The sequence below is a fragment of the Nitratireductor sp. StC3 genome, from assembly GCF_003015025.1.
Taxonomy (GTDB): Bacteria; Pseudomonadota; Alphaproteobacteria; order Rhizobiales; family Rhizobiaceae; genus Mangrovimarina; species Mangrovimarina alexandrii.
Map to the genome: position 1 here is coordinate 263,692 of NZ_PYBP01000003.1, position 21,329 is coordinate 285,020.

The 21,329-nt window shown below is 67.2% G+C and carries 19 protein-coding genes; 13 read left to right on the forward strand and 6 right to left on the reverse strand.

Annotation, left to right across the window (positions count from 1 at the left end; all coding sequences use genetic code 11):
* Positions 1-125 precede the first annotated feature (125 nt).
* Genes zwf through edd form a run of 3 tightly spaced genes read left to right on the forward strand, consistent with a single transcriptional unit; the run spans position 126 to position 4,137 of the window.
* Positions 126-1,598 (forward strand): glucose-6-phosphate dehydrogenase, encoded by a 1,473-nt coding sequence (gene zwf / locus C7T96_RS08400; RefSeq protein WP_106570755.1) that lies wholly within the window; start codon positions 126-128, stop codon positions 1,596-1,598.
* Positions 1,598-2,326, forward strand: a complete 729-nt coding sequence (pgl, locus tag C7T96_RS08405) for a 6-phosphogluconolactonase (RefSeq protein ID WP_106570756.1) — start codon at positions 1,598-1,600, stop codon at positions 2,324-2,326. Before zwf ends, pgl begins: the two co-directional genes overlap by 1 nt.
* Entirely contained in the window at positions 2,323-4,137 is a 1,815-nt protein-coding gene (edd, locus tag C7T96_RS08410; RefSeq protein WP_106570757.1) for a phosphogluconate dehydratase, read from the forward strand. Before pgl ends, edd begins: the two co-directional genes overlap by 4 nt.
* Positions 4,138-4,184: 47 nt before the next feature.
* On the opposite strand, the gene C7T96_RS08415 is transcribed toward edd, so the two are convergent.
* Positions 4,185-5,966 carry a VWA domain-containing protein gene (locus tag C7T96_RS08415; RefSeq protein ID WP_106570758.1) on the reverse strand — a complete coding sequence of 594 codons (1,782 nt, stop codon included), beginning with the start codon at positions 5,964-5,966 and terminating at the stop codon, positions 4,185-4,187.
* 181 nt (positions 5,967-6,147) lie between these two features.
* Between C7T96_RS08415 and C7T96_RS23995 the strand changes: the two genes are divergently transcribed.
* Positions 6,148-6,321: a hypothetical protein gene (locus C7T96_RS23995; protein WP_158264325.1), complete on the forward strand. Its 174-nt coding sequence runs from the start codon at positions 6,148-6,150 to the stop codon at positions 6,319-6,321.
* A 49-nt stretch (positions 6,322-6,370) separates the two neighbouring features.
* Here C7T96_RS23995 and C7T96_RS08420 read toward each other — a convergent pair whose 3' ends face one another.
* Positions 6,371-7,333, reverse strand: coding sequence for a GlxA family transcriptional regulator (locus tag C7T96_RS08420; protein ID WP_106570759.1), 963 nt, complete (start codon positions 7,331-7,333; stop codon positions 6,371-6,373).
* A gap of 237 nt (positions 7,334-7,570) precedes the next feature.
* Between C7T96_RS08420 and C7T96_RS08425 the strand changes: the two genes are divergently transcribed.
* Both C7T96_RS08425 and ggt read left to right on the forward strand, forming a co-directional pair.
* The gene (locus C7T96_RS08425; RefSeq protein ID WP_106570760.1) at positions 7,571-8,299 is read left to right on the forward strand and encodes a GntR family transcriptional regulator; all 729 of its coding nucleotides are present in this window, start codon (positions 7,571-7,573) and stop codon (positions 8,297-8,299) included.
* 56 nt (positions 8,300-8,355) lie between these two features.
* Entirely contained in the window at positions 8,356-9,948 is a 1,593-nt protein-coding gene (ggt, locus tag C7T96_RS08430) for a gamma-glutamyltransferase (RefSeq protein WP_106570761.1), read from the forward strand.
* 147 nt (positions 9,949-10,095) lie between these two features.
* Here the strand turns inward: ggt and C7T96_RS08435 are convergent, their stop codons facing one another.
* Entirely contained in the window at positions 10,096-10,794 is a 699-nt protein-coding gene (locus C7T96_RS08435) for an FCD domain-containing protein (protein ID WP_158264326.1), read from the reverse strand.
* A gap of 175 nt (positions 10,795-10,969) precedes the next feature.
* On the opposite strand from C7T96_RS08435, the gene C7T96_RS08440 reads away from it, so the two are divergent.
* Genes C7T96_RS08440 through C7T96_RS08470 form a run of 7 tightly spaced genes read left to right on the forward strand, consistent with a single transcriptional unit; the run spans position 10,970 to position 17,682 of the window.
* Positions 10,970-12,034 (forward strand): ABC transporter substrate-binding protein, encoded by a 1,065-nt coding sequence (locus tag C7T96_RS08440; RefSeq protein WP_106570763.1) that lies wholly within the window; start codon positions 10,970-10,972, stop codon positions 12,032-12,034.
* A 33-nt stretch (positions 12,035-12,067) separates the two neighbouring features.
* The gene (locus C7T96_RS08445) at positions 12,068-12,907 is read left to right on the forward strand and encodes an ABC transporter permease (RefSeq protein ID WP_158264327.1); all 840 of its coding nucleotides are present in this window, start codon (positions 12,068-12,070) and stop codon (positions 12,905-12,907) included.
* Positions 12,904-13,680: an ABC transporter permease gene (locus C7T96_RS08450; protein ID WP_106570765.1), complete on the forward strand. Its 777-nt coding sequence runs from the start codon at positions 12,904-12,906 to the stop codon at positions 13,678-13,680. Before C7T96_RS08445 ends, C7T96_RS08450 begins: the two co-directional genes overlap by 4 nt.
* Positions 13,681-13,714: 34 nt before the next feature.
* Positions 13,715-14,887, forward strand: a complete 1,173-nt coding sequence (locus C7T96_RS08455) for a Xaa-Pro peptidase family protein (RefSeq protein ID WP_106570766.1) — start codon at positions 13,715-13,717, stop codon at positions 14,885-14,887.
* A 17-nt stretch (positions 14,888-14,904) separates the two neighbouring features.
* Positions 14,905-15,993 (forward strand): ABC transporter ATP-binding protein, encoded by a 1,089-nt coding sequence (locus tag C7T96_RS08460; protein ID WP_158264328.1) that lies wholly within the window; start codon positions 14,905-14,907, stop codon positions 15,991-15,993.
* Between the two features lie 38 nt (positions 15,994-16,031).
* On the forward strand, positions 16,032-16,379 hold the full coding sequence (locus tag C7T96_RS08465; RefSeq protein ID WP_106570767.1) for a cupin domain-containing protein: 348 nt from the start codon (positions 16,032-16,034) through the stop codon (positions 16,377-16,379).
* A gap of 4 nt (positions 16,380-16,383) precedes the next feature.
* Positions 16,384-17,682, forward strand: coding sequence for an FAD-dependent oxidoreductase (locus C7T96_RS08470; protein ID WP_158264329.1), 1,299 nt, complete (start codon positions 16,384-16,386; stop codon positions 17,680-17,682).
* Positions 17,683-17,718: 36 nt separating this feature from the next.
* Here the strand turns inward: C7T96_RS08470 and C7T96_RS08475 are convergent, their stop codons facing one another.
* Genes C7T96_RS08475 through C7T96_RS08485 form a run of 3 tightly spaced genes read right to left on the reverse strand, consistent with a single transcriptional unit; the run spans position 17,719 to position 21,231 of the window.
* Complete coding sequence (locus tag C7T96_RS08475) at positions 17,719-18,639, reverse strand: ABC transporter permease (RefSeq protein WP_106570769.1); 921 nt, start codon at positions 18,637-18,639, stop codon at positions 17,719-17,721.
* Positions 18,639-19,706, reverse strand: coding sequence for an ABC transporter permease (locus C7T96_RS08480; protein WP_106570770.1), 1,068 nt, complete (start codon positions 19,704-19,706; stop codon positions 18,639-18,641). Before C7T96_RS08480 ends, C7T96_RS08475 begins: the two co-directional genes overlap by 1 nt.
* Positions 19,690-21,231 carry an ABC transporter ATP-binding protein gene (locus C7T96_RS08485; protein ID WP_106570771.1) on the reverse strand — a complete coding sequence of 514 codons (1,542 nt, stop codon included), beginning with the start codon at positions 21,229-21,231 and terminating at the stop codon, positions 19,690-19,692. The genes C7T96_RS08480 and C7T96_RS08485 overlap by 17 nt, the downstream gene beginning before the upstream one ends.
* Positions 21,232-21,329: the final 98 nt, after the last annotated feature.

A 21,329-nucleotide genomic window follows, 5' to 3' on the forward strand; every position in this document is an offset into this window, starting at 1 on the left:
TGAAACCCGCCTGCTCCCGCACTGTCAAGCGCCAAGCGGCGCCGGGCGGGGGCTGGCCTTCTTAAATCGATTAGATTATAGCGACCGCATCCGTCGCCACACCATGCGAGAGGCCATTACGACGCATGACCAGCCAGATCATACCGGTCGACCCATTCGACTTCATCGCCTTCGGCGGAACCGGCGACCTAGCCGAACGCAAATTGCTGCCGGCGCTGTTCCAGCGTCAGCAGGCAGGCCAGTTTTCCGAGCCCACGCGCATCATCGGCGCGTCGCGCTCGAAGCTCAGCACTCAGGAATACCGCGATTTCGCCCGTACGGCGATCACCGAGCATGTCCGGGCCGAGGAGATCGAGCCGGACGAACTCGCCCGGTTCCTCGAGCGGCTGAGCTATGTCCCCGTCGACGCCAAGAGCGGCGACGGCTTTGCGGCGCTGAAGCGCGAGATCGGCGACAGCGACCGGATCAGGGTGTTCTACATGGCTGTCGGACCGTCGCTGTTCGGTTCGATCTGCGCCAAGCTCAAGGAGCATGGCCTGGTGAGCGCGGATGCGCGCATCGTGGTCGAAAAGCCGATCGGCCGCGACCTGGCGAGCGCCCGCGCGCTCAACGACCAGATCGGCGGCGTGTTCGACGAACACCAGATCTTCCGCATCGACCATTATCTCGGCAAGGAAACGGTCCAGAACCTGATGGCGCTGCGTTTCGCCAACGCGCTCTACGAGCCGTTGTGGAACTCCGCCCATATCGACCATGTCCAGATCACCGTCGCCGAAACGGTCGGGCTGGAGGACCGGGTCAGCTACTACGACCGCGCCGGCGCGCTGCGCGACATGGTGCAGAATCACATCCTGCAGCTTCTGTGCCTGGCGGCGATGGAGCCGCCGGCATCGATGGACGCCGATGCGGTACGCGACGAGAAGCTCAAGATTTTGCGTTCGCTGACCCCGATCGGCGCCGACAATGTCTCCAAAGTGACGGTGCGCGGCCAGTACCGGGCCGGCGCCTCGGCCGGCGGCGCGGTCAAGGGGTACCAGGAAGAGCTCGGCAATGGTCAAAGCACGACCGAGACCTTCGTCGCCATCAAGGCAGACATCGCCAACTGGCGCTGGGCCGGCGTGCCGTTCTACCTGCGCACCGGCAAGCGGCTGAGCGCGCGCGCCTCCGAAATCGTCATCGCCTTCAAGCCGATCCCGCATTCGATTTTCGAATCCGGTGCCGGGCGCGTGCACGCCAATCAGCTCGTCATCCGCCTGCAACCCGACGAAGGCGTCAAGCAGTGGATCATGATCAAGGATCCGGGTCCCGGCGGCATGCGCCTGCGCCATGTGCCGCTCGACATGAGTTTTGCGGAAGCCTTCAGCGTACGCAATCCGGATGCTTACGAGCGCCTGCTGATGGACGTCGTGCGCGGCAACCAGACCCTGTTCATGCGCCGCGACGAGGTCGAGGCGGCCTGGGCCTGGATCGATCCGATCCTGGCCGCCTGGGAAGATTCCGGCCGCGAGCCCCAGGCCTATACCGCCGGCACCTGGGGCCCGTCCGGCTCGGTGGCGCTGATCGAGCGCGACGGCCGCACCTGGCACGACCCGAACTGATGCGCCCGCCCGCCCCTTATCGTCTCGAGACGTTCGATACCTCGGACATGCTGGCCGAAACGTTGGCCGACACGATCGCCGGCCATCTGGACAAGGCCGTTGGCAGCAATCGGCGGGCCACGCTCGCGGTCTCCGGCGGCACCACGCCGGCACGGTTTTTCCGGCAGTTGTCGCAACGGCCGCTCGACTGGGAGCGCGTCACGGTCGCGCTGGTCGACGAGCGGCTTGTACCGCCGACCGCGGCACGCTCCAACGAACGACTGGTGCGCGAAACCCTGCTTCGCGATCGGGCGGAACAGGCCCGCTTCGTCGGGCTCTGGTCCGGCACCGCCGATTTGGCGGCGGCCGCGGCGGCGGCTGACGAGCGCCTCGCCAACTGTCCGCTGCCGCTCGACGCGGTGGTGCTCGGCATGGGGCTCGACGGCCATACCGCGTCCTATTTTCCCGATGCCGAAAATCTCGATACCCTGCTCGACCCCGCCGCGAGCGCGCGCGTGTTGCCGGTGCGTGCGCCCAGTGCCGGCGAAGACAGGCTGACGCTTAGCCTGCCGCTCGTCGCCGGGGCCCGTTTCCTGGCCCTCCACATCGAGGGCGAGGCCAAGCGCATCGTGTTCGAGCAGGCCATGCAGGCCGACCCGGCGTCGAGCGCGCCGATTCGCGCCGTCTTCGAGCGCGCCACCACCCCGCCAACCGTCTATTGGGCACCCAGCGAGGACAAGAAGCCATGACCGCCGCACGGGCCATCGAAACGATCACCGACCGCATCCGCGAACGCTCCCGGCCGACGCGCGAGCTTTATCTCGCCCGTCTCGACGAGGCCGCCGGCCAGCGGCCGAACCGGTCCGTGCTGTCGTGCGGCAACCTCGCCCACGGTTTCGCCGCCTGCGCCGCCGGCGACAAGGCCGATCTTTCAGGCGACCGGGTCCCCAATCTCGGGATCATCACCGCCTATAACGACATGCTGTCGGCGCATCAGCCCTTCGAGAGCTTTCCCGCCCTGATCAAGCAGGCCGCGCGCGAGGCCGGCGGCGTTGCCCAGGTCGCCGGCGGCGTGCCGGCGATGTGCGACGGCGTCACCCAGGGCCAGCCCGGCATGGAACTGTCGCTGTTTTCGCGCGACGTGATCGCCATGGCGGCGGCGATCGGCCTGTCGCACAACATGTTCGACGCCGCCGTCTATCTCGGCGTGTGCGACAAGATCGTGCCCGGGCTTTTGATCGCAGCCTTGAGCTTCGGCCACCTGCCGGCGGTCTTCATCCCGGCCGGGCCGATGACTTCGGGCCTGCCCAACGACGAGAAGGCGCGCGTGCGCCAGCTTTTCGCCGAAGGCAAGATCGGCCGCGACGAATTGCTGGAAGCGGAATCGAAATCCTATCACGGCCCGGGCACCTGCACCTTCTACGGCACGGCCAACTCCAACCAGATGCTGATGGAGATCATGGGCCTGCATTTGCCCGGCGCCTCCTTCGTCAATCCCGGTACGCCGCTACGCGACGCGCTCACCCGCGAGGCGACGCAGCGCGCCCTCGCCATCACCGCGCTCGGCAACGACTACCGGCCGGTCGGGCGCATGATCGACGAACGCTCGATCGTCAACGGCGTCGTCGGCCTGCACGCCACCGGCGGCTCGACCAATCACACCATCCACCTGATCGCGATGGCAGCGGCCGCCGGCATCCGGCTCACCTGGCAGGACATTTGCGACCTCTCCGACCACGTGCCCCTGCTCGCCCGCGTCTATCCGAACGGGCTTGCCGACGTGAACCATTTCGCCGCCGCCGGCGGTCTCGGCTTCCTGATCCGCGAGCTGCTCGACGCCGGCCTGTTGCACGAAGACGCCGAAACCGTATGGGGCAGCGGCCTGCGGGCCTACACGATCGAGGCCGGCCTGGGCGCCGATGGCACGGTCGCGCGGCAGCCGGCGCCCGAAGACAGCGGCGACGACAAGGTGCTTGCCCGGCATGAAAAGCCGTTTCAGGTCAGCGGTGGCCTGACGGTGCTCTCGGGCAATCTCGGCCACGCAATCATCAAGACCTCGGCCGTCAAGCCCGAGCGCCGCGTGATCGAGGCGCCGGCGCGGGTGTTCGAGAGCCAGGAGGCGCTCAATGCCGCCTTCAAGGCCGGAACGCTTCAGGGCGATTTCGTCGCCGTGGTCCGCTTCCAGGGGCCGAAGGCAAACGGCATGCCCGAACTGCACCGGCTGACCACCGTGCTCGGCGTGCTTCAGGACCGGGGTCAACGGGTCGCGCTCGTCACCGACGGGCGCATGTCGGGCGCGTCCGGCAAGGTGCCGGCGGCCATCCACGTCACGCCCGAAGCGCTTGCCGGCGGCGCGATCGGCAGGATCGTCGACGGCGACATGATCCGCGTCGACGCCGAGCACGGCGTGCTGGAGCTGTTGGTCGATGAGGCCGAACTGGCGCGCCGCCCCGTGTCGCAGCCCGACCTTTCCGGCAATCAGCACGGGCTTGGCCGCGAGCTTTTTGCGCAGTTCCGCCAGATGGCGACGCGCGCCGACGAGGGCGCCGCCGTGTTCTGAGCGCGGCGGGCGGCAAATACGCCGCCCGCCAGCGCGGTTCGGGACGCCTATCGCACCGTGATCGGCAGACGGGCGAGAACGTGCCGCCCGTCGCTGGCTTCCATCACGTAGCGGAGTTCGTAGTCGCCGGCTTGGTCCGGCGCGGTGATTTCGCTCACCCGCTTGCCGTCCTTGTCGCCGGCCGCGTCCGTGTAGGCGTAGGCGAGTTCGCCCGACGTCTCCTTGTAGCCGGCCGGCACCAGGTCGACGTAGTCACCGCTTCGGGCCGGTCCCGTCCACGTCACGGCAAAGCCGCTGCCGGCATCCGCCGTCCCGGGCGCCTCCAGCCGGGCCTCGACGCCGGTCACGGCGAGCGCCTGGCGCGCCAGCACCTTGCGCCCGTCCGGCGCCTGAAGCACGTAGCGCACCTGATAGCGGCCCGGCTTGCCGGGTACGACCAGTTCCCCGGTTTCCCCATCTTGGGAAGACTCGATATAAAAATAGGCGATTTCGCCGCTTGTCCGCTCATACCCTTCCGGCACCAGGTCGACATAGTCGCCGTCGGCGGCCGGTCCGCTCCAGGAAACCGAAAGCACCGAGCCGGCCTCGACTTCGGCCGGGAAGGCCACGCTTGCCACCGCCTCCGTCACCTCGAGCGGCACGGCAAGCAGCACCTGGCGGCCCTCCGGCGCCTGCAGCACGTAGCGCAGCTCGAAACGCCCCGGATTGCCCGGCGCCTTCAGACGGGCCGGATTGCCGGTTTCCGTATAGGCGTAGGAGAGTTCGCCGCCGGTCTTGTCATACCCATCGGGCACGATGTCGACATAGTCGCCCGCCGTACCGGGGCCCTTCCACTCGACCGTGAAGGCTTTCCCGGCCATCACCCGCGCCGGCGCGATCAGCGCCACGGCGCTGTCGACCACTTTTAGTGGCGCCCGCGCCAGCACGTGGCGCTTGTCCGGCCCTTCCCAGACATACCGCACGACATAATCGCCGACCGTGCCGGGCGCGCGCAAAACGGCCGCCTCCTCCGCCTTGACATAGGCATAGGAGAGTTCGCCGCGCGTTTCCTCGTAGCCCACCGGCACGATGTCGAGATAATCGTTCTTGTCCGCCGGCCCGCTCCATTCGACCGTGAGTCCGGAGCCGATCGGCGCCTCGTCGGGGGCCTTGACGCTCGCCGCCGGCAACGCGACCGGCGGTGCCTCGGCCTTCTCGCCTTCGTCCGGGCGCGCGCTCACCGTCTCGGTCAGCGCCTCCTTCAGCTCGGCGGCGTCGCCGGCCCGGATATATTTCCCGCCGGTGTTTTCCGCCAGACAGGCGACCTGGCGCCTTTCCTCGCGCGACAGGCCGAAACCGACGACATGGGCGGTGAAGTCCACCCCCGACTGCTCGAGACTGGTCGCCAGTGCGCACGGATCGGCGTTGCAGGTCTCGATCCCATCGGTGATCAGAACCACGGTCGCCTTGTCCTCGGTATAACGCAGCGCCTCGGCGGCGCGCTCGACGGCGGCCGAAAGCGGCGTCTTGCCGAGGAAGCGCAGCCCTCCGGCGGCCTCGGCGATCCGCGGTGCCGCGCCCGCCGCTGGTTCCACGATCAGCTCGATATCCGCGCAATTGCCCTTCTCGCGATGGCCATAGGCCATCAACCCGAGTTCGAGCTCGGCCGGCAGCGTCGCCAGGACGTCGGACAGCGTCTCGCGCGCGATCTCCAGCTTGGGCTTGCCGTCGATCTGGCCCCACATCGAGCCCGACGCATCGAGGACGATGACGGCGCGTTCCGCCGCGCCGGCGGCTGTGGCGGCCAGCACGCACCCAGCGGCGGCAACCAGCAATTTCAATGTCTTCATGAACGGGAATCCAATATTGTTGATACCGCGACGCTAGAAAGAAGCCGGACCGTTAGCAAGCCGTTACTGGCCGCGCGCGTCGTGCGAGCGCGGGCTCGCCCGAACACGGGGCCATTGGATAAATTGCCGTTGTCGAAGCCGCCGGCAGGCGATAGTGTCCCGCGCCATGACAAGACGCCTAATGCTTTTTCTTCTTCTGACCCCGTTCGCGCTGGCCGGCTGTGCCGGCTCTCCCTACGGCGTGGAAACCCGCGCCCCGAGCACGGCCGATCTCGAACGGCAGACGCTTGAGGAAAAGATCTGGGAACAAAAGCGCATCCAGCGCGCCCAGGGCCGGTCCGAAGCGTCGCTGTAACGATCCGTACGCCGCTCGGCGCCGCCGAACACGGGCCGGACAGGCCGGCTCAGTATGCCGTGCGGCGTTCCTCGCTCGGCGGCCGGCCGAACTGCAGCCGGTAGCTCTGCGCGAAATAGGAGTGCGAGGTAAAGCCGGTCGCGATCGCCACGTCGAGGATCGGCAGATTGGTCTGGCGCAGCAATTCGCGCGCGCGCTCAAGCCGCAGGCGCATATAGTACCGCCCCGGCGTCATGTTGAGATGGCGCAGGAAAAGCCGCTCGACCTGGCGCACCGACAGTCCCGCTCCTTTGGCCAGCTCGACCGCCGAAAACGGCTCGTCGAGATTTTCCGCCATCATGGCGACGATTTTCTTCAGCTTTTCCGACTTGCCGGTCAGGTCGCGCTCGGGCCCGATGCGCTGCCGGTCGGTGTCGCCGCGAATGCGCTCGTGATGGAACTGGTTGGCGACCTCGTTCGAAAGGCTCGAGCCGAATTCGGCCCGCACGATCTCCAGCATCAGATCGATCGAGGTGGTGCCGCCGGCGCAGGTGTAGCGCTTGCGGTCGATCTCGAACACATTGCCCGTGCATTCGATGTCGCGAAACCGCTCCTGGAAACCGGCCCGGTTTTCCCAGTGGATCGTGCAGCGATAACCGTCGAGCTGGCCGGCCTCGGCCAGAAGATGCGAACCGACCGACAGGGCGCCGAGCGCGCCGCCGCGTCGCCCCCAAGAGCGCAGGGCGCCCAGCACCTTGCTCTTGCCCGGAAAATCGAGCGCCAGCCCCACGCATACGAACAGGATTTCCGACCGCGGCATGTCGACCACGGAATAGTCGACCTTCAGTGGCAACCCGTTGGATGCAATGACGGATTCGCCGTCCGGCGACACGGTGACCCAGCCGTAATGATCGCGGCCGATGGTCCGGTTGGCCGAACGGAACGTGTCGATCGCCGCGGCCAGCGAAAACATCGAGAACTTGTCGACGAGCAGAAAGGCGAATTGCCGGACTGGCTGAGCGAAATCGGACATCACAGCGCTTCTACAGCAAGTCGCGACCCCGGCAAAGAGGCCTTGCGAGGCAGCCCGAGCGGCGTGCGAACCTGCGCGCCGGCAAGGGAAATCCGCCGGTGTCGCGCCCTTGTCCGAACCGGGTTCGCAACCGTGCCCCGGTCTGTTCGCCCGGACCGATCCGCAGGCACGACGATCGGAAGGCAGATGAAATACCAAACGATTGACAATTGTATACCATCGTGATTGGAGCGCACCATGAAAGGCTCCGGCAATATCGACAGGAACCCGGCCACGCTGAAGCAGACGGCGTTCGACCGCGTGCGCGCCATGATCCTCAGGGGCGAGGTGCGGCCCGGCGAGCCGCTGCGCGAACGCGAGCTGTCGGACAAGCTCGGCCTCAGCCGCACGCCGCTGCGCGAGGCGCTCAACAAGCTCGAGATCGAGGGGCTGGTGGAAAACCAGCCGCATCGCGGCTACACGGTAACCGTCGTCGACCTGAAGACGGCCGGCGAGCTTCTCGATCTGCGCATGCTTCTGGACGCCCACGCCGCCGCCCTGGCCGCCGACTCGATCACCGAGAAGGGCATCGCGGAGCTCGACGCGGTGATGCGGCGGCTCGCCGCCTTCGAGGCACACGAACACCTGTCGCTCGACGATCTCGCCGAGGAGGTGCGCACCGGCATGCGCATCCACGAGATCATCGTTCGCGAAACCGGCCAACGCTTCCTGATCGACACGCTGAACGCCCTTTACGGGCGCCTGTCGCTGCTGATCTGGGTTGACGTTTTGTGGATCGACCGTTGGGATTTGACACGCGCCGAGCACAAGGAGATCGTCGCCGCCGTCACCGCGCGCGACGGGAAACGCGCCGCCCGCGCCGCCAAGCTGCACGTGCAGCGTTCGCGTGACGACCTGCAACGGGTCGTCGACGCGCAATCGCTGCTGCACGGGACACACCGGCCACTCGCGGAAGGGCGCCGGTGACGAGCGCAACACACCCATTTTCCGGCTGGAAGAGGCCGCACTGAAGGACAGGATCGATGCGTGATTTCGAGAATCCGGGCCGCTCGCTTGCCGCGAGCCGCAACGCCATGGCGGCAAGTTCGCACCCGCTGGCCACAGTGGCCGCGCTCGACATTTTGAAGGCGGGCGGACACGCCATCGACGCCGCCGTCGCCGCTTGCGCGGTACAGTGCGTGGTGGAGCCCGGATCGACCGGCATCGGCGGCGACTGTTTCGTGCTGATGACGCCGGCAGGCAGCGCCGAACCCCTCGCCTATAACGGTTCGGGGCGCGCCCCGGCGGCCGCCACGCTCGACTGGTACGAAAACGCCGGCATCGCCGCCATCGACCGCGCCAGCCCGCATGCCGTCACCATTCCCGGCGCGGTCGAGGCCTGGGCGCGGCTGGTCGCCGACCACGGCCGCATGCCGCTTGCCGAAATCCTCGCCCCGGCGATCGACCTCGCCCGCGACGGCTATGCGATCACGCCGCGCGTTGCCCGCGACACCGAGTTGCAGCAGGCCCTGATCGCCGCCGACCCGGCGGCAAGCGCCACCTTCCTGGTCGACGGCGAGCCGCCGGCCATCGGCGCCGTCCAGCGCCAGCCGGCCCTCGCCGACACGCTGGCCGCGATCGGGCGCGAGGGCCCCGAAGCCTTTTATCGCGGCGCGGTAGCCGAGGAGATGGTCGAATTTCTGCGCGCGCGCGGCGGCCTGCACACGCGCGACGATTTTGCGTCCGCCGCCGGCGAATATGTCACCCCGATCAAGACCGACTATCGCGGCTGGACGGTGCATGAATGCCCGCCCAACGGCCAGGGCGTGGTCGCGCTCATGATCCTGAATATCCTGGAACGGATCGCCCCGTCGGGTGCCCCGCAGGGGATCGACAATCTGCATGTGCTGGTCGAGGCGACCCGCCTCGCCTACGCCGCCCGCGACCTTTACGTGGCCGATATGGGCACCGCCGCGGTGCCGCTCGACGACCTCCTGTCCGACGCCTTCGCCGACCGGCTGGCGCGCCGGATCGACCGCTACCGGGCCATGAGCCCGCAGGCCGCCGGCGACACGGTCGAGCATAAAGACACGGTCTATATTTGCGTCGTCGACAAGGACCGGAACGCCGTCAGCTTCATCAATTCGATCTTCCACCCCTATGGATCCGGACTCATGACGCCGCGATCGGGCGTGCTGTTCCACAACCGGGGCCAGAGCTTCAGCCTTCAGCGCGGCCACCGCAACGCGATCGCGCCCGGCAAGCGGCCGATGCACACCATCATCCCCGGCATGCTGTCGCGCGACGGCCGCGCCGTCATGCCGTTCGGCGTGATGGGCGGTCACTATCAGGCCATGGGCCACGCCCAGTTTCTCAGCCTGATGATCGACCACGGTCTCGACGTCCAGGCCGCGATCGACGCTCCGCGCTTGTTCCCGCTGCCGGGCACCGCGACCGTCGAGGCCGAGACGCGCCTGCGCCAGGCGGTCGGACCGGACCTGGAACGACGCGGCTTTACCGTGCAGCCGCCGAGCTGGCCGATCGGCGGCGCCCAGGCGATCTGGATCGACTGGGAACGCGGCACGCTGCTCGGGGGCTCCGACCCGCGCAAGGACGGCTGCGCGCTCGGCTACTGAGGCCCGGTCGCAAAGCGCCGGGACCCGACTGTCCCGGCGTCCGGCCTTGCATCGACACGCGAGGGCCGGCCGCGGCAAGCCGCATCCGCACGCCGCGCGGCAGCGCGTCGCGCCGCCGATGCAAGACCCCGGTCCCCGGAGAGCGGTTTAAAGATCCGACGTCGCCATTTGCGCGTTGGCTCGCACGCCGCCCAGATGGCGGCGGAGCGCGTTGCGGGCGCTCTCGGCGTTGCGGTCGAGCAGCGCCGCCACGATCACCTCGTGCTCCTGCTGGTAGATTTGCCACTTCTCCAGCGAGAAGCTGCCCTCCTTCAGCCGCATCCAGCTTCGACTGTCGCGCATCGCGCTCAGCCGTTGGCCGAGATCGGAAAAGATGCGGTTGTCGGTGGCGTCGAACAGGCCGCGATGAAAGGCCCGGTCGGCCTCCTCCGCCTCCTGCCATAGCCGCACGTCGCGCCCGCCGCGCACCAGTGCGGACAGGGCATCCAGCCGCGCGTCGGTGGCCGTGACCACGATCAGTTCGACCAGCGAGGGCTCCACCATCAGGCGGAATTCCATCAGTTCGGCCGGCCTGAAATCCCCTCCCTCGGCGCTCGGCGCGGCCTTGGCCGCATCCTCCGCCACATAGGTTCCCCGCCCGACATGGCGCACGATCAGCCCTTCCCGTTCCAACAGGTCGAAGGCCGCGCGCACCGTCGAGCGCGACAGGCCGGACATTTCCGCCACCCGGCGTTCATTGGGCAGCCGCTGGCCCGGCTGCAGGCTTCCGTCGCCGAGCGCCTGCCGGCACTGCTCGAGAAGATTGTCGCGCGAATGCGCGCGAGCGATGCTCCAGCCTTGCGTCACGCCGCCCTGTGCTCCGTATGGTTGTCCATCTTCCAACATACCAATCATACCTATTTACACAAATCAAGCGAACCATTCCCTCGTTTTTCCTCTTTACAAGCCTGTTTTATGATGTTTACCCTCAAATTGGTCTACATGGTACTTACCAATTCCAAGCCAAAGGAGGCTGGCAGACATGACCCGCAATCCGAAATCGTTCACCCCCACCCGCCGCGACGTTCTCAAACTCGGCGGCGCCGGTGTCGCGCTGCTGGCCGCGCCCGCGGTGCTGCGCGCGCAGCAGAACGGCGAGATCGTCTTTTCGTCCTGGGGCGGCTCCTGGGAAGCCGCGATGCGCGAGGCCTGGTTCGACCCGTTCACCGAAAAGACCGGGATTGCCGTGCGCTCCGTGCCCGGCAACAGCTACGGCCGCATCCAGGCCATGGTGGAATCCGGCAACACGGAATGGGACATCGTCGAGGTGCTGCCCGACTTCCAGTGGATCGGGGCGGAAAAGAACCTGCTCGAGCCGATCGATTTCGGCGTCGTCGACAAAAGCCCGATCATGGAAGGCCAGGATCTCATCACCGATTATTCGGTGCCGCAGGTGCTGTTTTCCCGGCTGATCGCCTACAATAAGGATCTGGCCCCCGGCCCCAAGACCTTCGCCGACGTGTTCGACGTTGAGAAATTCCCAGGCAAGCGCGCCTTCTACACCAAGGCCAACGGCGCCTATCTGGAAGCCGCGCTGCTTGCCGACGGCGTCGCGCCGGCCGATCTCTACCCGCTCGACATCGACCGCGCGCTGGCCAAGCTCGGCACGATCCGCGACCACATCCTGTTCTACGAGACCAATGCCCAGGGCGAGCAGTACCTGTCTGACGGCCAGGCCGCGATCGGGCTCGTGCCCGACGGCCGCGCGCTCAATGCGCGCAACAACGGCGCGCCGATCGAGATCGAATACGGGCTGAGCTTCCTCACTTGGTCGGCGATGGTGGTGCCCAAAGGCGCCCCCAACAAGGACGCCGCCATGCGCTTCCTGGCCTACGCACTGACCCCGGACGCCCAGGCCGCCATTGCCGAGGCCTACACCTATGGCCCGGTGGTGCCGGAAGCCTTCGACATGATCCCGCAGGAGCGCGCCGAGACCCTATCCGGCGGACCGCAAATGCGCGACAAGGCCGTGATTCTGGGCGAGAAATGGTGGGGCGAAAACCTCGCCGCCGTGACCGACAAGGTCAACGCCTGGAAACTTTCGTAAACGACCGCGCCCGACGCGACGGAAATGGACGCAATGCCCGGCAAATCGATGAACTGGCGCTCCGGCGCGCTGCTGCTGCCCGGTCTCGCCTTCCTGGCGATCCTCTTCGCTTGGCCGGTCGCCCGCCTGGTGGCCACCAGCTTCAGCGATTCGGCCGGTGCATTCGTCCATTACCAGCGTGTCTTTCTCGACCCGATCTATGTCCGGGTTATCGGGCGCACGCTGCTGCTCAGCACCCAGGTGGCGGTGCTGTGCCTGTTGCTCGGCTACCCACTCGCCTATCAGCTCAACCGGTCTGGTCCGCTCGGCAAGGCGGTCATTCTCCTCTGCGTGCTGATCCCGTTTTGGACCAACCTGCTGGTGCGGTCCTATGGCTGGATCGTGCTGTTGAACCCGCAAGGCATCATCAACGGCCTGCTGCGTGAGATCGGCCTGATCGACGGCGCGATTCCGCTGGTCCACAACACCACGGGCGTGCTGATCGGCATGACCCAGATCATGCTGCCTTACATGGTGCTGCCGCTGGCCGCGGTAATGAGCCGTCTCGACCCGACCCTGCCGAGCGCGGCGCGCTCGCTCGGCGCCAGCCCGCTGGCCGCCTTCACACGCGTCTATCTTCCCCTCACCATGCCCGGCGTGCTCGCCGGCCTGCTACTGGTCTTCATGCTCAGTCTCGGTTTCTTCGTCGTGCCCGCGCTTTTGGGCGGTCCGCGCGACATCCTTCTCGCCCAGCTCATCGAGTTCAACATCAACAGCACGCTGAACTGGCCTTTCGCCGCCGCCTTGTCGACGGTGCTGCTCGTGGCCACGATCACGCTTTACTGGATCGGCGACCGTTTCTTCGACCTCGGCCGCCTGTGGGGCACACGATGACCGGACGTCTGTCGAGTGCTGTGCTGACGGCCTTTGCCGCGGCGGTCTGCGTGTTCCTGGTGCTGCCGACACTGGCGGTGGCGCCGATCTCCTTCACCGAGACCAATTTCATCACCTTCCCGCCGCGCGGCTTCACGCTGCACTGGTATCGCGAATTCTTCGAACGGCCGGAATGGATCGGCTCGCTGGGAACCAGCGCGGTGGTCGCGGTGCTGACGGCCGCCCTGTCGACGACGCTCGGCACCATGATCGCCCTCGGTCTCGGCCAGCTGCCGCGCCGGACCGGCCGCGCCGTCACCTTCTTCTTCATCATGCCGATGGTGGTCCCGACCATCATCACCGCCGCCGCGCTCTATACGCCGTTCGCGCGCGCCGGGCTGGTGGCGAGCATCCCCGGACTGGTGCTCGCACACACCGTGCTCGCATTGCCCTTCGTCATCATCAATGTTTCCGCCATCCTGCAAAAGCTCGATCGTCGCGTGGTCGACGCCGCGCGTAGCCTTGGCGCGACGCCGACAACCGCCTTCGTGCGCGTGACCCTGCCCATCCTCGCGCCCGGCATCACCGCCGGCGCGGTCTTCGCCTTCATCACCAGCTTCGACGAGGTCGTGGTGGCGCTGTTCATCGCCGGCGCCGACGCCACCACCTTGCCGGTCCAGATGTGGAGCGGCATCCGTTTCGAAATCAGTCCGATCGTCGCGGCGGCCTCATGCCTGCTTTTGATCGTCTCCTGCGTCGTCCTGACACTGTTCTGGCTCGTCCAGCGCAGATAGCCCCCTCCGCCAACCTGGACATCCGGCACCGACCATGACCCCAACCATTCCGGCCGAAGAATTCAGCGCCCGCCGGCAGCGCGCCAAGGCAGAAGCCAAAGCACGAGGGCTCGACGCGTTGCTGGTGTGTTCGCGCGGCGGCGGCACGCTCGACCGCTATGCCGACGTGTTCTACCTGACCAATTTTTACACCCATTTTCCCTTCATTCCCGACTTCGCGGACAATTGGTCGGGACGTGCCCACACCTTCCTGGTGCTGCCGGTCGACGGCGACCCGCAACTGGTGATCGACGTTCCCGACGATGGCCGCATCCGGCTCGACGACGGCACGGTCGACTACACCGACTTCGTCGTCGAAGGCGCCATCGAGGCCTTGCGGCGCGCCGGGCTCGGCAAGGCGCGGGTCGGGCTGGTCGGCGGCGACGTGCTGTCGTTCGCCATGGCCGGCAGACTTGCCGAGGCGCTGCCGGACATGAGCCTGCTGGCCGCCGACGATGTCGTCGGCGAGCTGCGCGCCATCAAGTCGCCGGCCGAGATCGCGCTGCTGCGCCGGGCGTCCAGCCTCGGCTCGCGCATGATCGAGGCGATGATGGAGGCCGCGCGCCCCGGCACCTCGCACGGCGAGGTCGTGGCCGCCGGGCTCGACGTGCTGGTTCCGGCCGGCGGCGTTCTCTACAATTCCTTCATGGCCTCCGGCGTCGGCGGCGATCCGTCGCGGTTTGCCCGCAACAACTTCCCGACCTGGGGCTCCGACAAGAAGCTCGAGGAGGGCGGCTGGATCAGGCTCGGCATTTCCGGCGCCCTTAACGGCTATGTCTTCGATCTTGCCCGCGCCAAGGCGATCGGCCCGGTGTCGAAGCGGCAGGTGGAGTTTCTGGAGGCGGCCAAGGCCTGCGTGGACGCCACCATCGCCGCGGTACGCCCGGGCGCGACCGCCGGCGATCTCGGCGCCGCCGGCCTCGGCAAGCAGGAAGCGATGGGCTTTCCCGTCACCGGCGTGTTTTCCGCCATGGGCCACGGCGTCGGCCTCGGCTGGGACGCCCCCTGGCTCGCCCGCGGCGTCAGCCGCGAGATCGTGCCCAACATGGTGCTCTCGGTCGAGCGCACCATTTCGCAAGACGGCTATCTCGGCGATTTCGAGGAGACCATCCTGGTCACCGAGAACGGGCCCGAGCTTCTGACCGACGCAACGCAACGCTACTGGTAGAACGACGGAGAAACGCTATGCCCGGTGCAGCCGTTGAGATCGCGGGACTGAACAAGCGCTACGGCGAATTCGTCGCCGTCGACGACGTGTCGCTGTCGATCGAACCTGGTGAATTCGTCACCCTTCTGGGTCTGAGCGGGTCCGGCAAGACGACCACTTTGATGGCGGTTGCCGGGCTGACGGAGCCCGATTCCGGCACCATCAGCATCGACGGGCGCGACATTCTTTCCCTGCCGCCCGAAAAACGCGGCCTCGGTGTCGTGTTCCAGAACTATGCGCTGTTTCCTCATCTCGACGTGTTCGACAACATCGCGTTTCCGCTGCGCATGCGCAAATGGGCCGAAGCGGACATCAGCAAGGCCGTCGAGCGCGTTTTGAAAGTCGTGTCGCTGGAGCAGTTTTCCGACCGGCGCATCAGCGCGCTGTCGGGCGGCCAGCAGCAGCGCGTCGCACTCGCGCGCGCGCTGGTCTTCGAGCCGCCCGTCTTGTTGATGGACGAGCCGCTGGGGGCGCTCGACCGCAGCCTGCGCGACCAGTTGCAGACCGAGATCAAACGCATCCAGCGCGAATTCGGCGTCACCGTCATCTACGTGACCCACGATCAGGAAGAGGCGCTGGCGCTGTCGGACCGCATCGCGGTGATGGCGGACGGCAAGATCTGCCAGCTCGGTTCGCCCGACGAGATCTATGAGCGGCCGAACACCGGTTTCGTCGCCGGCTTCGTCGGCGATTCCAACCGTATCACGGTGTCGCTGGGCGCGACCGAAGACCGCTTCCGCAGGGTCAGCGCGCGTACGGCGCCGGAATTGGAGCTGCTCGCCCTGGACAGGACCGACGGCGCGCTGGAACAGGCGGTGCTGATGGTGCGTCCGGAAGCGATCGAGATGTCCGGCGAGCGACCGGACACCGATGTCAATCTCCTCCAAGCCCGCATCGAGCTGCGCGAATTTCTCGGAGCCAGCATCCGGTTCACCTTGGACACGCCGCTCGGCCCCATCCATGTGCGCAAGGGACGCTCGGGGCCCGCCGCCGCCTTCAAGCCGGGCAATGATATCTGGATTTCCTGGTCGCCGACCGAAGGTGCCCTGTTCCCGCCGGCGTCCTGAACGCCGGCCGTCCCAACACCGTCAGAAGTACTGCCCGCATGAACAAGCACATTATCGATTTCGACCGCGCCGAAACCGAGCCGCGCGAAACCAGGCCCGCTGCCGAGCGCATTCTTCACGGCGACCCGCAATGGCGGAGCTGGATCTTCTTCACCGACGGCGGCATGACCAGCGGTCGCTGGGAATCGACGCCCGGCTGCTGGACCATCGCCTACGACAAATGGGAATTTCTCAACGTGCTCGAGGGGCGCGGCCGCATTCGCGGCGACGACGGCACCGATATCGCACTGGAACCGGGGGCGACCGCGCTGATCGCGCCGGGATTTCGCGGCACCTGGGAGGTCGAGGAGACCATGAGCAAACATTTCTTCGTCCGGCAGGGCTAGGGCCGTGCCCGGCGCCCCAGCCCGGCCGGCGGCCCAGGGACTATGGGCTGCCGCGGCGGCCACCCCGCCATTCGAGGCGCCCGCGCTCGAAGGCGAGCGCGAGGTCGACGTCGCCATTGTCGGCGGCGGCTTCACCGGCCTGTCGATCGCCCTGCATCTGGCCGAGCGCGGCGTGGCGACGGCGCTGCTTGAGGCGCACGAAATCGGCCACGGCGCCAGCGGCCGCAATGGCGGTCAGGTCAATCCGGGCATCAAGCTCGACGAAAAGGCGCTGGCCGCGCGCTTCGGCGAGGCTGGGCGCGCACTGCATCGTTTCGGCCAGGAGGCACCCGACTTTCTCGGCGCGCTGATCGCGCGCAAGGCGCTCGATTGCGGTTGGCGCCAGCCCGGTCTCTTCCGCCTCGCCCACAACGCCACCGCGCACGCCACCCTGAAGCAGGCCGCCAAAACCCTGAAACGGGAAGGCGTCGCGGTCGAGGAACTCGGGCCGGACGACGTCGCCCGCCGGGTCGGAACGACGCGCTATCCGGGCGGCCTTTACGATCCGCGCGGCGCCAGCGTGCAGCCGCTCGACCTTACCCGCGAGATGGCGCGCGCCGCCCGCGAGGCCGGCGCCGCGATCCATCCCCATTCCCCGGCCACAGCCTTGGCGCGCGCGCGCGGCCTGTGGCGCCTCGACACCGCGCATGGTCGGCTATGGGCCCGCAAGGTTGCGGTCGCGACCAACGCCTACAGCGACGCGCTCGTTCCCGGCCTCGCCCGCTCGCTGCTGCCGGTCAACAGTTTTCAGATCGCCACCGCCCCCTTGAAGGCCGGGCACGGCCATATTCTGGCCGGGGGCGAGACGGTTTATGACAGCCGCCGGCTGGTGCTTTATTTCCGCCGCAGCCCCGACGGACGTCTGGTCATAGGCGGCCGCGCGTCGTTTTCCTCCGCGCAGGCGCAAAGCCCTCACGCGCCGGACTATGCGGTGCTGGAACAGGTCCTGCACGGCGTCTTTCCCGATCTCGCCGGCCTGCCGATCGAGCAGCGCTGGACCGGGCTGGTCGGCATCACCTTCGACTACCTCCCGCACTATCACCGGCTCGCCGACGAGCTCCACGTGCTTGCCGGCTTCAACGGCCGCGGCGTGGCGCTGTCGCATCGCCTCGGCGCCTGGCTGGCCGCGCGCCTGGCCGGCACGCCGGAAGAGCATTCAATGCCCGAGACGCCGTTGCGTCCGTTTCCGCTGCATCGCCTGCGCGCGCCGATGCTCAATCTCGGCATGCGCTGGAACCGGTTTCTCGACATTCTCGGCTACTGAGAGCCCGAGGCGCCGCGATCCGCGCCCTTAGGCGCCTCAGTTCGCGGGCCGGAACGGCTTGGCCAGAGAGGCCGGAAAATGCAGCGCCAGCATCTGGCGGTTCTGCGAGATGATCACCAGCACCACGATGGTGGCGGCGTAAGGCAGCGCCGACAGAAGCTCAGACGGGACGCCGAGCCCGAGCGCCTGGCCCTGCAATTGCAGGATGGTCATGCCGCCGAACAGCCAGGCCCCTAGCAGCACCCGGAGCGGACGCCAGGTCGCGAACACCACCAGCGCCAGCGCGATCCAGCCGCGTCCGGCGGTCATGTTCTCCACCCATAGCGGGGTATAGGCGACCGACAGATAGGCACCGCCCAGCCCCGCCATCAGTCCGCCGAACAGCACGGCGAGATAGCGTATTCCAATCACCGGAAAACCGATCGCGTGCGCGGTCTCCGGCGATTCGCCGATCGTGCGCAGCACCAGCCCCGCCTTGGTGCGGTAGAGAAACCAGCTGATGAGAGCGAACATCGCCAGCGCCAGATAGACCAGCGGGTCGAACCGCAGCAGAAGCGGCCCGATCAGCGGAATGTCGGACAGCACCGGCAGGTGGATCGCATCGAGCGCATCGATCGGCGCGCTGCCGAACCCCCTCCCGATAAAGGCCGACAGGCCCGAGCCGAAGATCGCCAGCGCCAGCCCCGCGGCGTACTGATTGGTTAGGAAGGTGAGCGCCAGAACGCCGAACAGCAGCGAGGAGGCCGCGCCGGCAAGCGCGCCGGCAAGGATGGCGAGCGGCATCGGCAGGCCGGCGATCACCCCCCAGAAGGCAAACGCCGCCCCGACCAGCATCATGCCCTCGATGCCGAGATTGAGCACGCCGGACTTTTCCACCACCAGTTCGCCGAGCGCGGCGAAGATCAGCGGCGTGGCGGCAATGATCGTGCCGGTGAAGATCGCGATGAAAAGGTCCATCAGGCGTGCTCCCGTAGCGGGCGGATGCGGTAGAAGATGAAGAAATCGGCGGCCAGCAAGAAAAACAGCAGGATGCCCTGGAAGATGCGCGTCAGCGCCGACGGCAGGCCGAGCGTCATCTGCACGGAATCCCCGCCGAGAAAAAGCAGCGACATCAGCAGCCCGCCCAAAACGATGCCGAAGGCGTTGAGCCGGCCGATAAAGGCGACGATGATCGCCGCAAAGCCGTAGCCGGGCGAAATCTGCGAGGAAAGCTGGCCGAGCGGACCCGCCGCCTCGGCCATGCCGGCAATGCCGGCCGCCGCCCCGCCGGCAAGCAGCCCCGTCCACACCGCCGCGGATTCGCGGAACCCGGCATAGCGCGCGGCAAGCGGCGCCGCGCCGCTGACCGACATCTTGTAGCCGAGGAAGCTGCGGTCGGTAAAAAGCCACATCGCAACCACCGCGACCACGGTGATGAAGACCGAGCCGTTGAGCCGATAGGCATAGTCGAACGGCTCGAACATCGCCGCCGGCGGCAAGAGCGCGGTCTGGGGATAGTTGAAGCCGGCCGGGTCGCGCCAGGGGCCATGCACGAGCCACGACAACAGCAGCACCGCGATATAGGTCAGCATCAGCGTGACCAGGATCTCGTTGGTGTTCATGCGCGCGCGCAGGAAGGCCGGGATCGCAGCCCAGCCCATGCCGGCGAGCGCGCCCGCCACGAACATCAGCGGCAGCAAGAGGACGCTTTCCGGGCTGGGGTAGAAGAGCCCGACGCCGCTGGCTGCGATCGCACCGATGATCAACTGCCCCTCGGCGCCGATATTCCACACATTGGCGCGAAACCCGACCGCCAGGCCGCAGGCGATCAGGATCAGCGGCGAGGCCTTCAACAGCCACTCCGAAAGCCCGTTCATGGAACTGAGCGGCGCAATGAAAAACGCGTGCAGCGTGGCAAGCGGGCTGTGCCCCAGCGCGGCGAAGACGATCGAGCCGACCAACAGCGTCAGCGCGGTCGCCACGATCGGCGCGGCGACGCGCATGCGCGCCGACGGTTCGGGCCGTTGTTCAATCCTGAAGTGCAAGCTCGCCGCTCCTCTTGTCGCCGTCCTGTCCACCGAGCCGTGTCATCAACAGGCCCACCTCTTCGCGATCCGTTTCGGCGGTGCGCAGCGGCGCCGAAACCTGGCCCTGGCAGATCACCAGCAGCCGGTCGCAGATCTCGAACAGCTCGTCGAGTTCCTCCGAAACCACCAGCACGGCGGCCCCGGCGCGACTGAGATCGATCAGGGTCTGGCGCAGAAAGGCCGCCGCCCCCACGTCGACACCCCAGGTCGGCTGCGAGACCAGAAACAGTTTTGGCGCCAGCTCGATCTCGCGGCCGACGATGAATTTCTGCAGATTGCCGCCCGAAAGGCTCTGCGCGCTCGCTCCCGGCCCGTTGGCCTTGACGTTGAAGCGGTCGATGATCGCCCGCGCGAAGTCCCGCGCCTTCGGCCGGTTGACGAGCCCGTTGCGCACCAGCCCCGTGCGATGACCGGTCAGGATGGCGTTTTCCCACAGCGCGTGCGGCGGCACGGCGCCGCGGCCGAGCCGCTCTTCGGGCACGAACGCCGTACCGATCCGCCGTCGCCCCGCCGCGTCGAGACGGCCGACCGGCTGCCCGTTGATGCGGATCGTATCGGCCTGGGCGTGGAGTCGCTCGCCGCTCAGCAGGGAAATCAGCTCCGCCTGGCCGTTGCCGGACACGCCGGCAAGGCCGACGATCTCGCCGCCATGGACACAAAACGACACGTCCTTCAGGCCGACGCCGTAGCGGTCCTTCGGCGACGCCGACAGGTTGCGAACCTCCAGAACCGGCTCCGGGCTCGGCGTCGCCGGCTCGAGCCGCATTTCCGGCAGGTCGGAGCCGACCATCATGCGCGCGAGCTCGACGGAGGTGGATTCGCGCGGCCGCGCCGTGCCGGTCACCCGGCCGTTGCGCAACACGGTCGCCGAATCGCACAGTTCCTGCACCTCGTCGAGCTTGTGGCTGATATAAAGAATGCTGCAGCCCTCGGCAGCGAGTTGGCGCAGCGTCTCGAACAGCTTCACCACCGCCTGCGGCGTCAGCACCGAGGTCGGTTCGTCCAGGATCAACAGCTTCGGCGCCTGCAACAGGCAGCGCACGATCTCCACGCGCTGGCGTTCGCCGACCGACAGGTCGTGCACCCGCCGATAGGGGTCGATCGGCATGCCGTAGCGCTGCGACAGTTCCGTGATCTTTACGGCGAGGCTTTCCAGGTGAAAGGTGCTGCTGACCGAAAGCGCGATGTTTTCGACCACCGTGACGGACTCAAACAGCGCGAAATGCTGGTAGACCATCTCGATGCCGAGCGCGCGCGAACTCGCGGGGTTGTGCGTCTCGACCAGTTTGCCGTCGCAATGGATGGTCCCGGAATCGGCCTGTGCGGCGCCGTAGATGATTTTCATCAGGGTCGATTTGCCGGCGCCGTTCTCGCCGAGAACGGCATGGATCTCGCCCGGCGCGATCAACATCGAGATATCGTCATTGGCGACGACGCCCGGATAGGTCTTGCAGATATTGCGCAGTTCAAGGCGTGGGGTCATTGCGGGTTTGCCTGGCTAGGATCTTTTGCGGTCCGCACGAACCGCAAAAAGGTCGCGTTCACTGGGGCGCGCAGCGTCCGCCCGGGAGGCATCGCCTC

What these genes read in the sequence shown, in the direction of transcription:
- ggt (WP_106570761.1), top strand. Translation starts at nt 8,356, where the DNA reads ATGCGTGATTTCGAGAATCCGGGCCGCTCGCTTGCCGCGAGCCGCAAC.
- C7T96_RS08415 (WP_106570758.1), bottom strand. Translation starts at nt 5,966, where the DNA reads ATGAAGACATTGAAATTGCTGGTTGCCGCCGCTGGGTGCGTGCTGGCC.
- C7T96_RS08440 (WP_106570763.1), top strand. Translation starts at nt 10,970, where the DNA reads ATGACCCGCAATCCGAAATCGTTCACCCCCACCCGCCGCGACGTTCTC.
- C7T96_RS08455 (WP_106570766.1), top strand. Translation starts at nt 13,715, where the DNA reads ATGACCCCAACCATTCCGGCCGAAGAATTCAGCGCCCGCCGGCAGCGC.
- C7T96_RS23995 (WP_158264325.1), top strand. Translation starts at nt 6,148, where the DNA reads ATGCTTTTTCTTCTTCTGACCCCGTTCGCGCTGGCCGGCTGTGCCGGC.
- C7T96_RS08460 (WP_158264328.1), top strand. Translation starts at nt 14,905, where the DNA reads ATGCCCGGTGCAGCCGTTGAGATCGCGGGACTGAACAAGCGCTACGGC.
- C7T96_RS08445 (WP_158264327.1), top strand. Translation starts at nt 12,068, where the DNA reads ATGCCCGGCAAATCGATGAACTGGCGCTCCGGCGCGCTGCTGCTGCCC.
- C7T96_RS08425 (WP_106570760.1), top strand. Translation starts at nt 7,571, where the DNA reads ATGAAAGGCTCCGGCAATATCGACAGGAACCCGGCCACGCTGAAGCAG.
- C7T96_RS08475 (WP_106570769.1), bottom strand. Translation starts at nt 18,639, where the DNA reads ATGGACCTTTTCATCGCGATCTTCACCGGCACGATCATTGCCGCCACG.
- C7T96_RS08465 (WP_106570767.1), top strand. Translation starts at nt 16,032, where the DNA reads ATGAACAAGCACATTATCGATTTCGACCGCGCCGAAACCGAGCCGCGC.
- C7T96_RS08485 (WP_106570771.1), bottom strand. Translation starts at nt 21,231, where the DNA reads ATGACCCCACGCCTTGAACTGCGCAATATCTGCAAGACCTATCCGGGC.
- C7T96_RS08450 (WP_106570765.1), top strand. Translation starts at nt 12,904, where the DNA reads ATGACCGGACGTCTGTCGAGTGCTGTGCTGACGGCCTTTGCCGCGGCG.
- zwf (WP_106570755.1), top strand. Translation starts at nt 126, where the DNA reads ATGACCAGCCAGATCATACCGGTCGACCCATTCGACTTCATCGCCTTC.
- edd (WP_106570757.1), top strand. Translation starts at nt 2,323, where the DNA reads ATGACCGCCGCACGGGCCATCGAAACGATCACCGACCGCATCCGCGAA.
- C7T96_RS08420 (WP_106570759.1), bottom strand. Translation starts at nt 7,333, where the DNA reads ATGTCCGATTTCGCTCAGCCAGTCCGGCAATTCGCCTTTCTGCTCGTC.
- pgl (WP_106570756.1), top strand. Translation starts at nt 1,598, where the DNA reads ATGCGCCCGCCCGCCCCTTATCGTCTCGAGACGTTCGATACCTCGGAC.